Source organism: uncultured Algibacter sp., assembly GCF_947495925.1.
Taxonomy (GTDB): domain Bacteria; phylum Bacteroidota; class Bacteroidia; order Flavobacteriales; family Flavobacteriaceae; genus Algibacter_E.
The window spans coordinates 272,028-289,883 of record NZ_CANMAU010000001.1 but is presented as its reverse complement, the minus strand read 5'-3'; the positions used below and the strand labels follow the sequence as shown (position 1 = coordinate 289,883).

Sequence of the window (17,856 nt, the reverse complement as noted above, 5' to 3'; positions counted from 1 at the left end):
CAATTTGGTAATCCAATGGAAAGCTTTCCTTTTTTCTGTGAAGAAAATTGGGATGCTTTTTTGTTTTAGGGAGGTTCTGTTCTCAAAAAAGGTGTCCTATTAGGTGTACCCATTTCTACAAAGGTGTACCATTAATTTTCTAACTAAAATATTAATAATCATGAAATTAAATATACTATTCTTATTGTATAAGGCTAAGACTAATTCTACAGGTAAATGTCCAGTTAGATGCAGAGTAACTTATAATAATAAACGTAAAGAATTCTCAACTGGACAATTTATAAATCCACAGAGTTGGTTGAGTAAACAACAAGCTATAAAACCTGAAGAACCTGATTCTGATTTAATAGAAACACAATTAAGCCTGATAAGAACAAATCTTACTCAGGCTTTTTTATTTCTACAAGTTAGAGGAAGTGATTTTAGTGTAGATGATATCTACAAACAGTACAAAGGTGAGACCCCTAAAAAGGAATTTGGTGTTATGGAAGTTTATAACTTGCATAGTGCTAGAATCAAGAAATTAATAGGTATAGATATCCAAATGGTAACCTATACTAAATACATTGAATCTGGTAGACATTTACAGAGCTTTATTAAACATAAATATAAGAAAAAAGACATCCAATTAAAGGCTCTTAAAAGGAGTTTTATTGAGCATTATGAGTATTTCCTTAAAACAGAGAAAAAGCTCCAACAAAGCACTTTAAACAAGGCTATTCAGAGGTTTAGAAGAGTGATTAGATATGCTGTTGCAGAAGATTATCTAGCTAAAGACCCATTCATGTTGTACAAGGCAAAACGTGTTAAAAAAGAGGTGTTATTTCTATCACCAGAACAGCTTAAAAAGTTGGAAGAAACTAGTTTTAAAATCAAGAGAATACAACAGATTAAAGACATGTTTGTGTTCTGCTGTTATACTGGCTTAGGTTTTAAAGAAATGGTGAATCTAAAGAAGCAAAATATCACCACTGAGTTTGATGGAGAATTGTGGTTAAACATTTATAGAAATAAAACAACTAGAAGCTATAAATTACCCTTATTACCTAAAGCGAAGGAAATTAAAGATAAGTATGATGATGAAGCTAGTGAGTATGTGTTTCCAAGGATGAGTAATACTAAGTTTAATGCTTATTTAAAGGAGATTGCTGATGTAGTTGGTATAGAATTTAACTTAACCCATCATATAGCTAGAAAAACATTTGCTAGTACTGTATTATTGTTTAATAATGTGCCAATGGAAGTTGTGAGTAGATTGTTAGGTCATAGCAAGTTACAGACCACGCAAGAAAGTTATGGCAAAGTTGTGGAAAAGAGGATTAGTTTGGAGATTAATAAATTGAAAGATAGTGGTTAGCCTTTTTCATGAAATCTACGTTGTGCATTTCAACGAAAATGTAGCAATAAATTACACCAAATAGAGGTACTCTACACGTATATCTTTAAATCAAACATTATTTTTGTTAAAACCTGTAAAATAGAAAGTTATGAGTGCGAAGTTTTTAAAATCAATACTAGCTACTACATTTATTTTAATAGCGTTGCTATTTGTAAACTGTGAGGATAATAATAGTAGTGAAACAAATGAAACAGCTAGAGTTCAATTAAAGTTAGTTGATGAACCAGGGGATTATGAAGAAGTGAATATTCAAATAATAGATATTCAGTACCAGTCTGATGAAGATGAAGGATGGCAGAGTTTTACACCAGAAGTAGGGTTCCCTATAAATGTTGATATTACAGAGCTTATTGCAGGTAATAGTCTATTACTTTCAGATGAAATTGTACCTATTGGTATTTTAAAGCAAGTAAGACTTGTTTTAAGTGATAATAACACTTTAAAAATTGAGGGGGAAGAAGAGCTTATACCTTTGGACACTCCTAGTGCACAGCAATCTGGGTTAAAACTTAATTTAGATGAAGAATTAGAAGCAGGATTTGTGTATTCATTCATCTTGGATTGGGATGTACAAAAATCTATTGTTAAAGCAGGTAACTCTGGGAAGTATATTCTGAAACCTGTAATTAAAGTAAATGCAGAAATTAGTTCTGGTTCTATAAGCGGTAAGGTAATTGAAATTGTAGAAGAGGTTGAAACACCAATAATTAATCAAATAGTAGAAGTTTATTCTACAGATGATGTTTTAGTTAAAGATACATTAACTGATGAAAATGGAAATTTTGTAGTACAAGGACTAGAAGCAGGGACTTATACTCTAAAAATCACAAAAGAAGGTTATTTAGATTTTACATCAACAGAAATAACCGTTACAGTTGGTAATGTAGAATTTTTAGAAAATATAATATTAGAATTAGAGTAAGTTAAGGTTAAAAGAGAACTAGCTAAAAATCAAGCCCATTCTATACGAGTGGGTTTTTTATGGAGTTAATTTTGTTTTGTAATATTTAACTTTCTTTTTTGTAAAAACAACTGCTTTTCAACGAAAATATTTTACGTATTGTCTGATTAAGGCTATATTTGAATTGATAACCTACTTAATAAAATGTTATGAAGAATATTGTAAAAGTATCTCTTTTGAGTTTGTGCGTAATTGTTTTTGGATGTAATATTGAGAATCTAGAACAATCTGAAAGTCAAACATTAACAGAGAAAAAATCATCCAAAAAAAATAAAGATTTTGACGTTGAGGAAAGTGATAGCTCTTCTGATAATACATCAGATGAACATTGTCATTCAGTTAGTTTAATTGCAGGACAGCATTATGACATTGGAACAGTTACTATAGATGTTGATGGTGATATTTTAACAGTGACTTACAATACAACTGGCGATTGGGTTTTAAATGCTACGCATTTGCATATTACTAGTTGTGAAGAAGACGGTTTTCCAACTACAGGAGCTAACAACCCTAAAATAGGTCATTTTGATTATGCAAGCGAACATGAAGATGGCACGACACAAGTAACTTACATTATAGATATTGGAGAAATAACAGGTGAATTATGTTTTGCTGGACATGCTGAAGTAGATGGACTATCTGAAGAAACTGCTTGGGCAGAGGGAGAAGATTTTGGGGGAAATAGTTGGGCAATGTATTTTAAAGTTGACTTGACTGATTGTGATGGAGAAGATACACCACCTACATATGGGTAAATAATCTCCTTTTATAATTCAAAGTCATGTTTATATAAAATCATAAATCCATTCTTAATAGAGTGGGTTTTTTTATTTTAAGTGTATTGAAGTAAAAAGTTTTAATCAGGAATTCACCTAGATAAGTATACTAACTATATTGATTTGAATTCACTTGTCAAAGTCAAGTTGTCAACTTTTTTTATCAAAATTAAAGAGGTCTATTATTTCAACTTTAAGGCTTCTGTTAATACATAAACAGTAGAAATTGTAGTATTAATTTGCACTCTTTCACTCTTACCAACTTGGGATAATGGAATATCAGCGTCATTAGCTAAATCCTCTTGTGATAGACCAGCTTCCTTTCGTATTCTTTTAAGATTCCCCCAAAAGGCTTAATTAACTCTTTGTTTTTGACATTTATCACAAACTAAAAATCAATAAATCTCATATATAATATAGACGCATATATACATTATTTTAATTAATCTTATAAAAACAAAAACCATCCTAACACTAGAATTAAAACGAAAAATTAAATGATAAAAGATGTGGATTCTAGGCTCATAAAGCCCATAAAAAAGATAAATAAAATATGCCAATCAAATTGAATATAAAATCCCCTGTATAGCCATTAAAATAGGCAAAATACTGAAGAAGAAAAAGCAGCTTTTGAACTAAAATAATTAAAGAACTTAGAGCAAAAATATTTGATAATTCTTAAGAATATTGAGTCCCGTCCAGACCGCTAAAATTGCAACAATAAAGCTCTGAGAAATTAGGGCTTTTTTTGGCAATAGTAAGAAGTTGTGTTGTTCCTAGAGAGATCTAGGATGTAGTTTACCAAAGTAATTTGGTAATCCAATGGATAAGGGTTCCTTTTTTCTTTACAGAAAATGGGGATGCTTTTTTGTTTTAGGGCGGTTTTAACTTCTTAGAGCGTTTATCTTTACTTTAATTGTTCCAATAAAATCAAGTGAGACAAAATAGTTTCGGCAGTATTCTTAATAGACAAAGCGTTTTGTTTATTCTTGCTTGAAACAACAATTTTGAATTTGACTTCATTCGAATTTGATTCTATGCTTTGTATGATTAGTAGGCCTCCAGGAAAATAGACTTTCAACCCGTTGGAATGTTCTTGTAAGTATAACTCAAACTCACCACTTACCCAATTTAAATACTTATTAAATAAGGATCTATTTGTTATCTTTTTGGTGCTCTCTAACTTTAAATAATTCGAGTTTTGAAGTCGTGGGATCTTATTTTCTGTGGTCATTATGCTTAACATGATATTCCTTTTTATCTATTAAATTTTAGAAGTTTTATCTCACTATTCTTGTTGTGAATAATAAAGTGTGTCTGATTGTTTATATCAATCTTTTTTATCAATCGCGCTTCATTTGAATTAAGATAGCTCAGATCATTTAAATAATCGAATGAGCCATCGTTGTTACCCAATAAGATATAGCCCTTTGATGCATCATATCGAATCGTTTCTACCTCTGCTTCATAAACATTCCCAACGCCCCATACATCTAAATAACCATCCTCATTGAAGTCAAAAACTTCAAAGCTTAAGGTCGGGCTAAATTGAGCTTGAACGGGAAGCCTCTTAATTTCAAAGGAGCCATCACTATTGTTTTTTAACAGTACAGAGCTAAAGTTAGAGGCTTGAAAATGAAAAGCTTTATTTAATTTTTCTAGGCCATATATTTCGGGTAGTGTTGATGCTGCGAATGCTTTATAGGTTTTTAGTTTTTTATTTATGAAGGGTGTTTGTTGTGCAGAACATTCTTTACCTCTTACAGGAAGCAAATTACCGTGTTTGGATACTTTACTAAGTGCAATATCAAAGGAACTATTGCCATCAAAATAATCAGCGTAAATGTGCAATGGCTTTTCGGCAGAGGGTTTAAATTTGTTGTTTTCACCCCAGTTACCAACAAGATAATCTGGATGCCCATCTTTGTCAAAATCAACTTCTTTAATGGTTTGATACCATCCACTAAAATTATTTAGTTCTGGTATGTCTTTTCTTTTGAATGTGCCATTTGTGTTGTCAAAAAAGAGTATACCCATCCATTCACCAACCATAATTAAATCTTGATCTCCGTCTAAATCATAATCAGAAAAAATGGCGTCGTTAATCAAATGTGATTTTGGAAACTCATTTGGAGAATTGACTAATTCCTTTAAGGTTCCACTTTTATTAACTAATAGTTTAGAACTGTAAGCTAAAGGATATTTCCCATGAATAACACCTCCAATTAATAAAGCATCTAGATCTTTGTCTTTATCAATGTCTGCGAATATTACCTTTTGGGTACTCATTAGTAATTGGGGAAGCTGTCCTTTTTTAAAGTTTCCTGAACCGTCATTAATATAGAGCCTATCTTGTAATAATGCGCTTTTATTGGGAATTTCATAACCACCTGAAGCTATGTATAAATCCATATCGTCATCATTATCTACATCAACAAACAAGGTATGCATATCCTCAAATTGTTTATCGGATTTAAATAAGTCTGTATTGGTTCTGGTAAAAGTTCCTGCCATAGTTTGAACATACATGTAGCCAGATGAACCTGCCGAATTTCCTAGATATAAATCAGCTAAACCATCATTGTTTACGTCAGCTACTGCCAATTGATTGCTCTTTTCTGATTGCTTTTGTGGTAGTAAAACCTGAAGACTGAAATCATCAAATAGATTTTCTTTTTGTTTGTAATGAATACCAAGTTCAGAGGGAGATATATCTTTAAACAGGGGAGTGATTTGAGGTTTATGTCTACCTTTTTTTAGACTATTTTTATAATCGAGTTGAATAGTCTGGTTTGCCTTAATGTTTGTTAGGGTCTGTACACGTTGGTCGGGCCATGTCACGCAAAGACTATCCACTTGGCCATAATTACTTAGTCCGAAATGCACGGTTTTTGTAACTGACGACTGAAACCCGCGGTTTGTATAAAGTTCTTTTCCTTGCTGTGAATTTTGAGCATAAACAATAACCTTAGTGCCTATGCCGGTTGTGTTTTTAGAAGGGCCATTAAGACTAAGTCGTATATAGTTTTTCTTAGTATTGTTTCTGTAAAGGGAAGCCTTACTGTTTTGATTATTTGTAACCAAATCTAAATCTCCATCATTGTCTAAATCGGCATATACGGCTCCACTTGAATTTACTTTTTCATCTAGCCCCCATAATTCAGTTTGGTTTTTAAATTTTAGAGCTTGGTTGTTTTGAAACATATAATTACTCAATTTGGCCGACGGCATCATATTTATGGCTTCATCCAGAGATACTTTTTTTCTGTTCTGGATGTTGGTACGCATATTTTGTCGAAAATCCTGATTTGAAAGGTCGTTTTCAATACCATTAGTTACGAACAAATCGTTGTATCCATCATTATCAAAATCGGCAATTAGTGGCGCCCAGCTCCAATCCGTTTTTGCTATTCCTGCTATCTGACCAATTTCACTATAGGTGCCATTGCCATTATTAAGTTGAAGCATGTTGGACATGTATTGATGATGATAACCACTTTTAACAATTAGGTTAAAGTTTTCGGAGCTCATGGTAGCCATATTTTCTTTACTTCGTATGTGGTCTTCGGCCATCATGTCTAAAACAATTAAATCGGGGTTTAAATCATTATTAATATCGGCGTAATCAGAACCCATACTGTTGGCAGAAATATGTTTAAGTCTAGATAAAATATCATCTTTAAATGTGCCATTACCTTGATTTATATAAAGGAAATCGGGTTCTAAAAAGTCATTAGCTACATAAATATCAGGTAGGTTATCGCTGTTGAAGTCCCCAATGCTGGCACTCAGCCCCCAAGCTTTATTTTCTAAGCCAGCTTCTTTTGTAACATTAGAAAAAGAATTGCCATTATTCTGAAAAAGTTGATCGGAGTAATAGGGCTCTTTTTGAGCTTGAATTTGAGGATTTATTACTGTATTGTTTTGAAAGTCTGCTCTATGATTAACTAAATACATGTCTAGATCAGAATCATTATCATAATCGAAAAAATAGGCTTGTACCGAAAAACCGAAATGATCTAATCCATACTTTGAGGCTTCTTCCTTAAAGGTGTTGTTTTTCTGGTTAATATATAGTTTGTTTTTGCGAAGTTCATGATTTTTTAATGAGCCAGATTTGCAGACATATATATCTACCCAACCGTCGTTATTTATATCGACCATTGACACACCTGTTGTCCAACCTGTATCATCTGTAACTTTAGCTTGATTGGTAATGTCTTCGAATATGAATTTTCCTTTGTTTAAGTATAGTTTGTTGGATTGTTGATTTGAAGAGAAATACAAATCTTCTAAACCATCATTATTTATATCTCCAACGGCAACGCCTCCTCCGTTATAGATATAGGCATAGTTTATAAAGTTAAAGTATAAATTTTCCTCGATTTGATTAGAAAAATTAACATGACTATGCTGCGAATCTATTAATGTAAAAAGCGTATTTGTTTTTATTACAGTTTTGCTGTTATCGGTTTCATTACAATTGAAACAAAATAAGAGGATAACAAGGAAAGGGTATTTATATAAAACTTGTAATATGTTATGCTTTACGTTTGGCATCTTTTTTTGATTGTAATACCTTAATATACTTCAAATTGCTGCTCAATAATATTATCAATAGGACTTTTTATAAATTTACCAGAGCGAATGCCTCTTTCTTTAAGTGCGCGTTTTATATAGTCTTGAGCATAGTAGGCAATGGATCCAACAAAATGTATGGGTACATGTTTTAAGGTGTCTCTGTATTTAAGAACATGATTTTCAATAAATATTTTCATGCTTTTATAAATTAAATCTTGACAAAACTCATGAGATTCACGCTTGAATAAAAAGGGAGCAAAGGAAGCCAAATACTTGTTTGGTGTTTTTGATTTGTATAGGCCTTTTATAATCTCTTTTTCCTTTAAATTATATTCTTGCTCAAATAAACTCCTTAAATCTTTTGGCATGTGTTCATAAAAATAGGCCTGTAGTAAGGCTCTGCCTAAAAAATTACCACTTCCTTCGTCCATAAGAGAATACCCTAATGCTGGCGTTTTTAAGTGAATATGTTTACCATCAAAATAACAGCAGTTTGATCCTGTGCCTAAAATACAAACAACTGCAGGTGTTGAAGTTGTAGCTAAAACAGCGGCCATGGTGTCTTCATTCGTATATGCTATAGCGTTTTCAAAATAAGACTCTAAAATGGTATTTACCTTTTTCTGGTTTTTTTTTGTACCGCAGCCTGCACCAAAAAATTTGATATCAGTAATATGCTCTTTATGAGACATTAGTATTTCACATCCAGAAATAACTTTTTCAAATTGCTTTTTGGTTAGGATGGCTGGATTAAGGCCTTTGGTTATAACTCTTATGGGCTCTTTTTTACTTTGATCACAAATAATCCAATCGCATTTTGTTGATCCGCTGTCAGCTATAATTACCATGTTCTAATTGATTTTGAAATTTGTTTCGCAATGTCCGGTAAGCCATTCTAAGTTGTTAATAATAGCTAGTTCAATATCTACAAATTCTTGCTTTAGAATAGCAATAGCATGTTTTAATTCTTCAAGCTCATTACTCGATATATTATGGTTTTTAATACTATTATGCAGTATGTTAGATGCTATTGATAAGTTCTGTGATAGTGGTTGAAGCGTGCTTATTTTAGGATTCATTCTTAGCTTCGAAAAGTTAGAATAATTAGTACTCCAGTTCCGTAAATAATATAGAATAGCGTCACTAAGGGCTGGTGTTTGTTCTTTTTTATAATTTGATACAACCGAATTAAAAGTAGATGCATCTTCTGCATCTACAACACAGGCATCTGCAAATAATGCGTATGGTGAATAAGTTTTGTATTCGATACCATCCTTGTTGCGGGCATAAATTTTTAGTGGCTCACAAATTTTGGATAAAGTAATAAGTGATGAGATATCTTGATTGTTAGTCATACTTCGTAAAATGACATCCCTGTTTCTAATGTGGGTGATATCCAATTCTTCTAATTGAAAAGAAATAGTTTTAAGTCTAGTCTTCATATTGTCAACATCAGTGACAGTCCTTGAAGACCATAAGCGTTCTGCAATAGCTGCTGTTCTAGGCCAAATTCGAGAATCAATAGTTTGAGGCGTAACTAATTCGCTCCACATAGTGGCTTCTCCTCCAAGTATTCTTTTACGTTCTTCATGGGTTAATTCAATATTACCAATAGGTTCGATGGTATAGTGATGTTCAACAGGTAACATTCTGTCAATATAAAATCCATTAGATAATACTGTTTGATAGCCCTGTTTTGCCGCACTAATAAGGGAGCCTCCATTGGGTAGACCTTCATTTTCTCCTCGCCATGAATGTATCACGGCTGTAGTAGGCATGTCTGGAGTCATAATTTCGTCCCAGCCCATAAGTTGTTTACCTTGTTTTTTTAAGATCTTTTCAAGTTTAATGTTGAAATAAGTCTGTAAATCATGATTGGTTTTTAGGTTGTGCTCTGCCTTGAATTTTGAGATAGATTTATTTTCAGACCAATGCTTGCCTTCGTTTTCATCGCCTCCTATGTGGAAATAATCATCAGGGAATAGCGGTGTTATTTCTTTAAATAAGTTTTCAAGAAACTCGTAGGTAATATCTAAAGTAGGGTTTAGCGTAGGATCAAAAACGCCAGAGTATCGCTCTATAGAATAATTATAATCTGCATTACTACCAAGTTCTGGATAAGCGCTTAAAATAGCCGAAGCATGGCCAGGAACATCAATTTCAGGAATCACTCTTATTCCTAAATTGTCGGCATAAACTACTATGTCTTTAATTTGTGCTTGAGTATAGTAGAGACCATCTGAGGCTAGTTCTTGTAGTTTTGGATAGGTTTTTGATTCAATTCTAAATCCTTGGTCGTCTGTTAAGTGCCAATGAAAAACATTCATCTTTACCGATGCCATAGCATTAAGATTTCTCTTAATAACTTCTACAGGTTGAAAGTGTCGAGAAACATCTATCATTAATCCTCTCCATATAAAACGCGGGGTATCATTAATAATTACTCCAGGGAAGTAATAGCTTGTATCATTATTTTTGGTTAATTGTAATAAAGTTTGCAATGCTCTAAGCGAACCAATATCAGTTTTGGACGCTATTTTAATATAAGAATTGCTGACTTCTAAGGTGTAGGACTCATCACAATTAACATCCAATTTAGCAATAGATTCATAAGTGATTTGAATCGTGGCATCTTTATTTTTTTTAGGAAATCCTTCTTTTAAAAAAACACCTGTTCTTTGACTCAAGCGTCTTAAGAAATTAATAGCGGCATTACGAACCCGTTCTGAATATTCAGAGTTTATGGAGATCGTAACGTCGCTATTAATAATAAACTTAGCAGAGTTTTTTTTTATTTCCTTTGGCCATGGCATTAAATCATATGTGCTCGACATAGGAGATTGAGCAAAGCTCAATACCCCAAAAAGGCCAGTTAGTAAAATGAGAAATATGATTTTTTTCATGGTTTGTCTTTTTTGAAGCTTAATCCATTCGTACGTATTTTTCAGTAATTCTTCTGTCAATACCGGCTTCTTTAATTCGTTCTAACCCTGTTTGAATTAGACTATCTCCTTTTATCTCAATAGTAAATGGAAACTTATGATTCCGAAGAACAAGAACAGAGGTGAAATTTAAAGTTTCTTCGTAATTAAATCCATCGAACACATATGTTCCTGCGCCTCCATAAAAGTTTTCACTACTTCCATCTTGTTGATTAAAAAAAGCAAAATGGGTGTCGTTTATAATTTTTATAAATTTGGTGTTACTTAGGTTTTTGATTTTTAACGAATCATTTTCAATAGTTTCGGCGTATACCATTTTCCAAGTGCCTTCAATCTTATTGGATTGTTTTTTGCAGCTTAAAATACAGGTGATGCCGAGGGCTATTAAAATGATTGATTTCATAAATACTAAAAATGATAACGTTTAAAAGCTTCTATAGCTGCGTAATCAGCTAAACCTAAATCATTATATTTTTTTGCTGTTAATCTGTTTCTGTCTTCTGCTCTTACCCAAAACTCCCTAGAATCTCCACCTTGAAACATAACACCATCTTTTTGCGATTGATGATAAAATATGGCGTGGCGTTTTCTTAGTACTTGGTCTGGACTCATGGGGACCGCCATTTCAATTTGAAAAGATTCCCATTCGTGCCATGCGCCTCTGTAAAGCCATACCCAACAATCATTCATGTAATCATTTGGTTTTAATTTCTTTAAGGCTTCAAATAGCGAATCTAAACATACTTTATGTGTACCATGAGGGTCTGCTAAATCTCCAGCTGCATATATTTGATGAGGTTTAATAGTGTCTATTAAACGGCACATAATATCAATGTCATCTTGCGAAATATTATTTTTCTTAATCGTTCCGGTTTCATAAAAAGGTAAATCTAAAAAATGTACATTTTCATCTTTTAGGCCTAAGTACCGTGTTGCAGCTAATGATTCACTACGTCTAATTAATCCTTTTAATTGACGAACCTCGGCAGAATCTATATCATTATCTGTTTTGATTTTTAGGAAATTTATGATGCTTTGCGTTTCTTCGCAATCTGGGCAAAGTGATTGTGTGATTTCTGCAAACTTTAAAGCTTCTTCATCAGATACTGCGATATTTCCAGAGGTTTGATAAGCGATATGCACATCGTGTCCCTGTTCTACGAGTCTATCAAAAGTGCCCCCCATGGATATCACATCATCATCTGGATGAGGACTAAAAATAATGACTCTTTTTTGAGGAATATTTGCGCGTTCTGGCCGGTTTGAATCATCGGCATTCGGTTTTCCACCTGGCCAACCAGTAATAGTTTGTTGTAGCTTGTTAAACATTTTTATGTTTAAATCATAAGCAGTACCCTCTTCGGTTAAAAGGCCAGACATACCATTATTGTTGTAATCTTTATCTGTTAATTTTAAAATAGATTTATTGGTTAACTCACTTAGCCATACAACAGCTTTTAGTTTTAGTGAGTCATCCCAAACACAGTTAGTAACTAACCAAGGTGTTTTTACTCGTGTTAATTCTGAGGCTGCTGCTTCGTCTATTATAAAGGAAGTGTTGTTATGATTTTGTAAATAAGTAGCCGGGACTTCAGAATTTATGTTACCTTCAATAGTTTCTTTAAGGATTTCAGCTTTATTGCCACCCCACCCTAAAAGCACAATGCGTTTAGCGCCAAGTACGGTGCCAATACCCATTGTTATTGCTTTTCGTGGTACATTTTCAATGCCCAGAAAAGCTGGAGCTGCATCAACTCTAGTAATATGGTCTAAAGTTATGCTTCTTGTGCCAGAATTTAAATGAGATCCGGGCTCATTAAATCCAATATGACCTGTTCTTCCTATTCCTAAGAGTTGAAAATCTAAACCTCCAACAGCTTTAATTTTCATTTCGTAGTCAATACAATACTGATATAAGTCTTCTGAACTCACAGTTCCATTTGGGATGTTTATATGTTCTGGTAAAATATCAACATGATTAAACAAATGTTCATGCATGAAGTAAAAGTAACTTTGTAAGTTCCCTTTTTCCATGGGATAATATTCGTCGAGGTTAAAAGTTATCACATTTGCAAAACTTAAACCTTCTTCTTTATGCATTCTTACCAGTTCTTCGTAGACTTTTATAGGCGACGATCCTGTAGCTAATCCTAGTACGCAATGTTTATTTTGTTTTTCCTTTTCTCTTATTAAACTTGCTATTTCCTGAGCAACAAGAATAGAAGGTTCTTTTGAGTCTTTGAAAATAACATTGTGTATTTTTTCAAATCTGGTTTCTTCAAATTTCCCAGCTTTTGAATATGCTATATTTTTATGACTTGCAATTTTCACAATACAAAGTGTTTTCTGTTATTCATTCTTTAGTAATAGCAAGCGGAAAACAGCGATTTTTCCGCTTGCACAACTACAAACTAACTAAACTAATTCAACTTAAATTTTAGAAGTTAGCTGCTCCTGTATCCCACCATAGTCGGGTTCCTCCGTTATCAGGACCACCTAAGTATCCAATAGCCGTTTCAACATTAGCGCTATTGGTATTTCGTTCACTTTCTACAAAATTTATTCTTCTTACTTGTATGTTGGTATCAATAGTTCCACCACTATTGTTCACAACTACAGGAAAGAGTTTTGGGTAGCCAGTCCGTCTAAATTCAGACCAAGCTTCTTGACCATCAGGGAACATGGCGATCCATTTTTGTGTGATGATTTGTTCTAACTTCTCTTCATTAGATCCTGCATCATTGAATGCAATTTTCACATCACTGCCATAGGCAATATCATTAGTGTCATTTAGCGCGTCAACAAAATCAGCAGGTGTACTTGTTGCATCTGCAAGGTAGTCTGAAATTCCAGAAACGCCATGCTGCGCAAAAGATGCTGTAACTCCAGCTTCATAATTTGCTTTTGCATCGCCTGCTCCAGCCCATCCTCTTAAAGCGGCTTCTGCTTTTAAGAAATGAACTTCAGCAGCCGTTAACCATGTTAAGGTTTCTCCGTCAATTACACTTCCTATAGAGGCATGATCTCCATATTCACTTTTAGCTGTAATGTCAATACCCATTCTTATGCCCTTATAATCTCCCGCTAAACTTTCATCTGCCGAAGGATTGAAATAAGTGTCAATTCGACCGTCGTCGTATCCAGTTAAAATAGATTCCATTTCAGCTCCCATTCTAACATCACCCCAAGAGCCACTAATTACGGTTATTGGGTGAGGGAACCCTGTGTTGATTACCATGTCAGAATCTTCCATTAACCCTGGGCTACTAGCAGAAAGTGCTAGTTCTCCTTGTGTTTTAGCAAGAGCAGGATCTACTTTAGATATGCGAATCGCTAAGCGTAATCGAATGCTATTTGCGAATTGCCTCCAAGCAGCAATATCACCGGCAAGGTTTGACATATCAAAAGGAACAAATTGGACATCACCTTCATAGGCTTCAAGGCCATCTATGGCTGTTGTTAGGTCCTCAAAAAAGGCTTTGTATGCTACGTCTTGAGCATCATATTCTCCTGTAGTTTCAAAATCGTTAAATTTTGTGTAACGAATTGGACCGTAAATATCAGCCACACGATGCATTGCGGTAACCTTAATTATGTTAGCCAGATGAACAAATTTGATACCATTAGGATCTCCTCCTAACTCAACTGCATTTTTAACATTTAAAGCTTGAGGCATAACACTTCCATAAGCATTGTTCCAAGGGAAAGTATTCCATCCATCAACCAATGCATATGTTTGATTGTTTACGTTTCCAGCAAAGGGCGTTGGTGCTGTCATGTACCCAGAGAACACATCGCCCATTAGGCCTTGTTGTAATTGGTAGTTCCAAGCTGGAGTTACGTTAAAAACATTTAGAAACATAGGAGGGAACTCATTTCCTACATTATTATTCATTTGTGTTAAGCTCTCCTCTGTAATTCCATTAGGGTCGGTATTGATTTTTTCAAAATCATCGGTACAACTAGCAAAATTAATTACCATTAAAGAAGCTAGTACGTATTTATATATATTCTTCATTTTCTTAGAAATTTACGTTAATGTTTAATCCTATACTTCTTGTTGATGGTTGACCGTAAATGTCAACACCTTGTAATCCTATTCCAGTACTAGATGCAATATTTGGGTCAAATGGAGCATCTTTGTAAAAGAAAAATAGATTGTTTGCTATAAGAGAAAATTTAATAGATTCAAAGAATTCTCCTGGTTTAGGAATGGTATATCCAATAGAAAACTCTCTTAAACTTACATTTGTAGCATTGTAAACGTATTCTCCTAACAAACCAGCTCTACCACCTGTTTTTGTATAGTAGTCTTGAGCAGTCATTTGTGCCTGAGCTCCATCTGTTGTAACAACATTGACGAAACCGCCGTTAGTGTTTCTCGTGTTCGCAGAGGCTTGAGATACTCCGTAGAAATCATTTATTGCTTCCGTAACACTTACTACGTCTCCACCAAATTTACCATCTACTAAAAAGTTAATTGTGAAGTTTTTGAAATCGAACGTATTGTTCCATCCTAAAGTGAAATCTGGTTGTGCATGAGCTACTGTTTCAAAGTCTGTTGCTTCTACAGTTAAATTACCACTCCCATCGTCAGTAACTATGGGTGTGCCATTGTTGTCTCTTATTATCGAGCGTGCTTTAATACTACCAAAGTCTTCACCTTCAACTAAAGAATAACCATAACCGTTTACTCCAGGAGCCGTTAAAATAGCTTCACCATTTTCAAGTGAGGGATGCACAGAAACTACTTTGTTCTTATTTGAAGCATAGTTAATGGCGGTGTTCCATTTTAAATTATCATTCATAATAGGTTTTCCGTTAAGAACTAACTCAATACCCTTATTTGAAATTTCACCCGCATTAACAATATTTTGAGTGTATCCTTGAATATTAGGTTGAGCTGCTATGAAGAATATTTGATTTTCGGTTGTTGAATCATAATACGTAAGATCTAGTCCTAATCGATTTCCAAGAAAGCGCCATTCTGTACCTATCTCAAAAGATTTTTGTCTCTCAGGTTTTAATGTTTCACCTTCTCTTGGTGCAAATGTTGCTTGATTAGCAGATCCTATTGTACCGCCTGAATTTGTTGTTCCTATTGTTCTTAAAGGTACTGTGGCATAAACAGGAATGTCTTTACCTACCTCGGCATAAGAAGCTCTTACTTTAGCAAAAGAGATCGATTCTCCCATATCGAAAGCCTCGGTTAAAATGCCAGTTAAACCAATAGAAGGATAAAAGAATGAATTTGAATCTGTATTCACTAATGTTGAAGACCAATCTGTTCTACCAGTAATGTCTAGATATAGCATGTTTTTGTAGCCAATGTTAGCCGCCCCAAAAACAGATTGCACTTCGCGATTTGCAACTTGCTGTCTTATACCGTTAGTAGATTCGAAGTTAGCAATAGTAAATTCGTTAGGGAATTTTAAGCCTTCAGGACCAGAATCTAGCTGAATTTGATCACCAATTTTATATTTTGTTAAACTCGTACCTACGGTTAATCCAAAATCAAAATCTTCAGATAATTCACGATTATAAGTTCCTATTAAGTCTAAATATTGTTGTGTGTTTTCTGTTTTTTCAAGAATATAACGACCTGTAGCAGGTACAAATGTAGGGTCACTTCCTGCATGAAGTCTTTTATCAAAAGTGAAGAACGATTTGTCGTAACTTCCTCTAGATTGTAAAGCAAAATGGTCAGTGATTTGGTATTTTACGCTAACGCTTGCTAGTACACGTTGTACAATATCTTTACTACGATTCCTGTTAATTAACCAATAAGGATTTTGTTGAATATTTTCATCAAATGATGTTGCGTATTGATCCATCATATTGATGTCTGAGTTAAAATATTCAAATTTATTTTTATACTCATTTAAATCAATACCAACAGGGTTAAGATATAATCCAGTTAATGGGTTTGAGTACAAACCGTTACCTGGCCTGTTATGAATTCTTTGGTCTGATAAACTAATATTTGCAGACACTTGTATTTTATCATCTAAGAAGTTAGCTGTTTCACGAAGATTAAAAACGTTCCTATTTAAGCTGTTTTCTGGCATAACACCAGTTGCATTGGTGTTAGCAAAAGAGAAATAAGTTTGGGCTTTTTTGTTTCCTGCACTTAATGAAAGCGCATTGATTGCTGTAAAACCAGTTTTGAAAAAATCATCGACTGTATTTGATAATCCACTTGCTGCAGCTCCCCATGATTTAGGATCAGCTACTCTACCGTTTTCCGCAATAGGCTCGCCAACAGACAGAGATTGATATTGCGTTTGCAATTCTGGTAATGATACCACATTGTCAACCGTTAACGTGGTGTTGAAGTTAACTTTTACACGACCTTCCTTACCGCTTTTGGTAGTTATAAGGATTACACCATTAGCACCCTGACTACCGTAAAGTGCCGCAGCAGATGCTCCTTTTAGTATGGTCATACTCTCTACATCATCAGGATTTATTAAAGATGTAATGTCTCCGCCATCTCTATTTCCGGTCTGACTACCAAATACATTTGTCCCTGGTGTTTCTCCGTTTTGACCGTTACCATTGTTTAGCATGGGAATACCGTCTATAACATATAAAGGGTCGTTGTTGGTTGTTGAGGAATTACCTCTTAACACAACTTTAGTTGCCCCACCAGCTCCAGAGGAACTTCTTGTAATAGTTAAACCGGCCGATTTACCCGATAAGCTATTAATTGGATTTACCTGCTTAACTTTTGTTAAATCATCACCTTTAACATCTTGAGCCGAGTAAGTAAGCGTTTTACGTTCCTTTTTAATACCTAATGCCGTTACCACGACTTCATTAAGTTGTTCTGCGTCTTCTTCTAATTGCACGTTAATAACACTAGAATCTCCAACTGTGATTTGTGCAGAGGTCATACCCAAATACGAGAAATTTAAAATATCACCAACATTTACTGTTAGGGAATAATTTCCATCAAAATCTGTTTGTGCACCATTCGAGGTTCCTTGTACTGTTACATTAACTCCGGGAAGTGGAATACCATCTACTTTTGAAGTTACCGTTCCTGTAATTTCTTTCTCTTGTCCAAATGATAATTGAACGGTCAAGAGTAGAAAAGAAACTAAGAAAAGTGTTTGTAAGTTTTGTTTCATAATTTGATCATTTTGTTTTTTAGTTGAGCCAAACTATCTATTATAAAATTTGTTTAGAAAAAAT

At 34.0% G+C, this 17,856-nt stretch carries 12 protein-coding genes; 3 read left to right on the top strand and 9 right to left on the bottom strand.

From position 1 onward, the window contains the following. Positions 1-160 precede the first annotated feature (160 nt). The 3 genes from Q0857_RS01220 to Q0857_RS01210 all read left to right on the top strand — a co-directional run bounded on the left by Q0857_RS01220 (position 161) and on the right by Q0857_RS01210 (position 3,115). Positions 161-1,357 (top strand): site-specific integrase, encoded by a 1,197-nt coding sequence (locus Q0857_RS01220; RefSeq protein ID WP_298530955.1) that lies wholly within the window; start codon positions 161-163, stop codon positions 1,355-1,357. 130 nt (positions 1,358-1,487) lie between these two features. After that, positions 1,488-2,321 (top strand): DUF4382 domain-containing protein, encoded by an 834-nt coding sequence (locus Q0857_RS01215; RefSeq protein WP_298530953.1) that lies wholly within the window; start codon positions 1,488-1,490, stop codon positions 2,319-2,321. A 188-nt stretch (positions 2,322-2,509) separates the two neighbouring features. Next, positions 2,510-3,115, top strand: coding sequence for a hypothetical protein (locus Q0857_RS01210; RefSeq protein WP_298530951.1), 606 nt, complete (start codon positions 2,510-2,512; stop codon positions 3,113-3,115). A gap of 203 nt (positions 3,116-3,318) precedes the next feature. Here the strand turns inward: Q0857_RS01210 and Q0857_RS16920 are convergent, their stop codons facing one another. The 9 genes from Q0857_RS16920 to Q0857_RS01170 all read right to left on the bottom strand — a co-directional run bounded on the left by Q0857_RS16920 (position 3,319) and on the right by Q0857_RS01170 (position 17,792). Next, positions 3,319-3,414, bottom strand: coding sequence for a hypothetical protein (locus tag Q0857_RS16920; RefSeq protein WP_367278058.1), 96 nt, complete (start codon positions 3,412-3,414; stop codon positions 3,319-3,321). 629 nt (positions 3,415-4,043) lie between these two features. Next, the gene (locus Q0857_RS01205) at positions 4,044-4,382 is read right to left on the bottom strand and encodes a hypothetical protein (RefSeq protein WP_298530949.1); all 339 of its coding nucleotides are present in this window, start codon (positions 4,380-4,382) and stop codon (positions 4,044-4,046) included. Between the two features lie 11 nt (positions 4,383-4,393). Further along, positions 4,394-7,696 (bottom strand): VCBS repeat-containing protein, encoded by a 3,303-nt coding sequence (locus Q0857_RS01200; protein WP_298530946.1) that lies wholly within the window; start codon positions 7,694-7,696, stop codon positions 4,394-4,396. A gap of 20 nt (positions 7,697-7,716) precedes the next feature. Then, on the bottom strand, positions 7,717-8,565 hold the full coding sequence (locus Q0857_RS01195; protein WP_298530943.1) for an N-acetylglucosamine kinase: 849 nt from the start codon (positions 8,563-8,565) through the stop codon (positions 7,717-7,719). Between the two features lie 3 nt (positions 8,566-8,568). Then, positions 8,569-10,620: a family 20 glycosylhydrolase gene (locus Q0857_RS01190; RefSeq protein ID WP_298530940.1), complete on the bottom strand. Its 2,052-nt coding sequence runs from the start codon at positions 10,618-10,620 to the stop codon at positions 8,569-8,571. Positions 10,621-10,639: 19 nt separating this feature from the next. After that, a complete protein-coding gene (locus Q0857_RS01185; RefSeq protein ID WP_298530937.1) occupies positions 10,640-11,062 on the bottom strand; it encodes a hypothetical protein in 423 nt (140 codons plus the stop codon). Between the two features lie 5 nt (positions 11,063-11,067). Next, positions 11,068-12,990 (bottom strand): glucosamine-6-phosphate deaminase, encoded by a 1,923-nt coding sequence (nagB, locus tag Q0857_RS01180; protein ID WP_298530935.1) that lies wholly within the window; start codon positions 12,988-12,990, stop codon positions 11,068-11,070. 106 nt (positions 12,991-13,096) lie between these two features. Beyond that, positions 13,097-14,677 carry a RagB/SusD family nutrient uptake outer membrane protein gene (locus tag Q0857_RS01175; RefSeq protein ID WP_298530932.1) on the bottom strand — a complete coding sequence of 527 codons (1,581 nt, stop codon included), beginning with the start codon at positions 14,675-14,677 and terminating at the stop codon, positions 13,097-13,099. A gap of 4 nt (positions 14,678-14,681) precedes the next feature. Beyond that, positions 14,682-17,792, bottom strand: a complete 3,111-nt coding sequence (locus Q0857_RS01170; RefSeq protein WP_298530930.1) for a SusC/RagA family TonB-linked outer membrane protein — start codon at positions 17,790-17,792, stop codon at positions 14,682-14,684. Between the last annotated feature and the right edge of the window lie 64 nt (positions 17,793-17,856).

Bases quoted from the DNA above. Each gene is read 5' to 3' on its own strand.
- Q0857_RS01175 (WP_298530932.1), bottom strand. From the start codon at position 14,677: ATGAAGAATATATATAAATACGTACTAGCTTCTTTAATGGTAATTAAT.
- Q0857_RS01215 (WP_298530953.1), top strand. From the start codon at position 1,488: ATGAGTGCGAAGTTTTTAAAATCAATACTAGCTACTACATTTATTTTA.
- Q0857_RS01220 (WP_298530955.1), top strand. From the start codon at position 161: ATGAAATTAAATATACTATTCTTATTGTATAAGGCTAAGACTAATTCT.
- Q0857_RS01195 (WP_298530943.1), bottom strand. From the start codon at position 8,565: ATGGTAATTATAGCTGACAGCGGATCAACAAAATGCGATTGGATTATT.
- Q0857_RS01170 (WP_298530930.1), bottom strand. From the start codon at position 17,792: ATGAAACAAAACTTACAAACACTTTTCTTAGTTTCTTTTCTACTCTTG.
- Q0857_RS01185 (WP_298530937.1), bottom strand. From the start codon at position 11,062: ATGAAATCAATCATTTTAATAGCCCTCGGCATCACCTGTATTTTAAGC.
- Q0857_RS01210 (WP_298530951.1), top strand. From the start codon at position 2,510: ATGAAGAATATTGTAAAAGTATCTCTTTTGAGTTTGTGCGTAATTGTT.
- Q0857_RS01200 (WP_298530946.1), bottom strand. From the start codon at position 7,696: ATGCCAAACGTAAAGCATAACATATTACAAGTTTTATATAAATACCCT.
- Q0857_RS01190 (WP_298530940.1), bottom strand. From the start codon at position 10,620: ATGAAAAAAATCATATTTCTCATTTTACTAACTGGCCTTTTTGGGGTA.
- Q0857_RS01205 (WP_298530949.1), bottom strand. From the start codon at position 4,382: ATGTTAAGCATAATGACCACAGAAAATAAGATCCCACGACTTCAAAAC.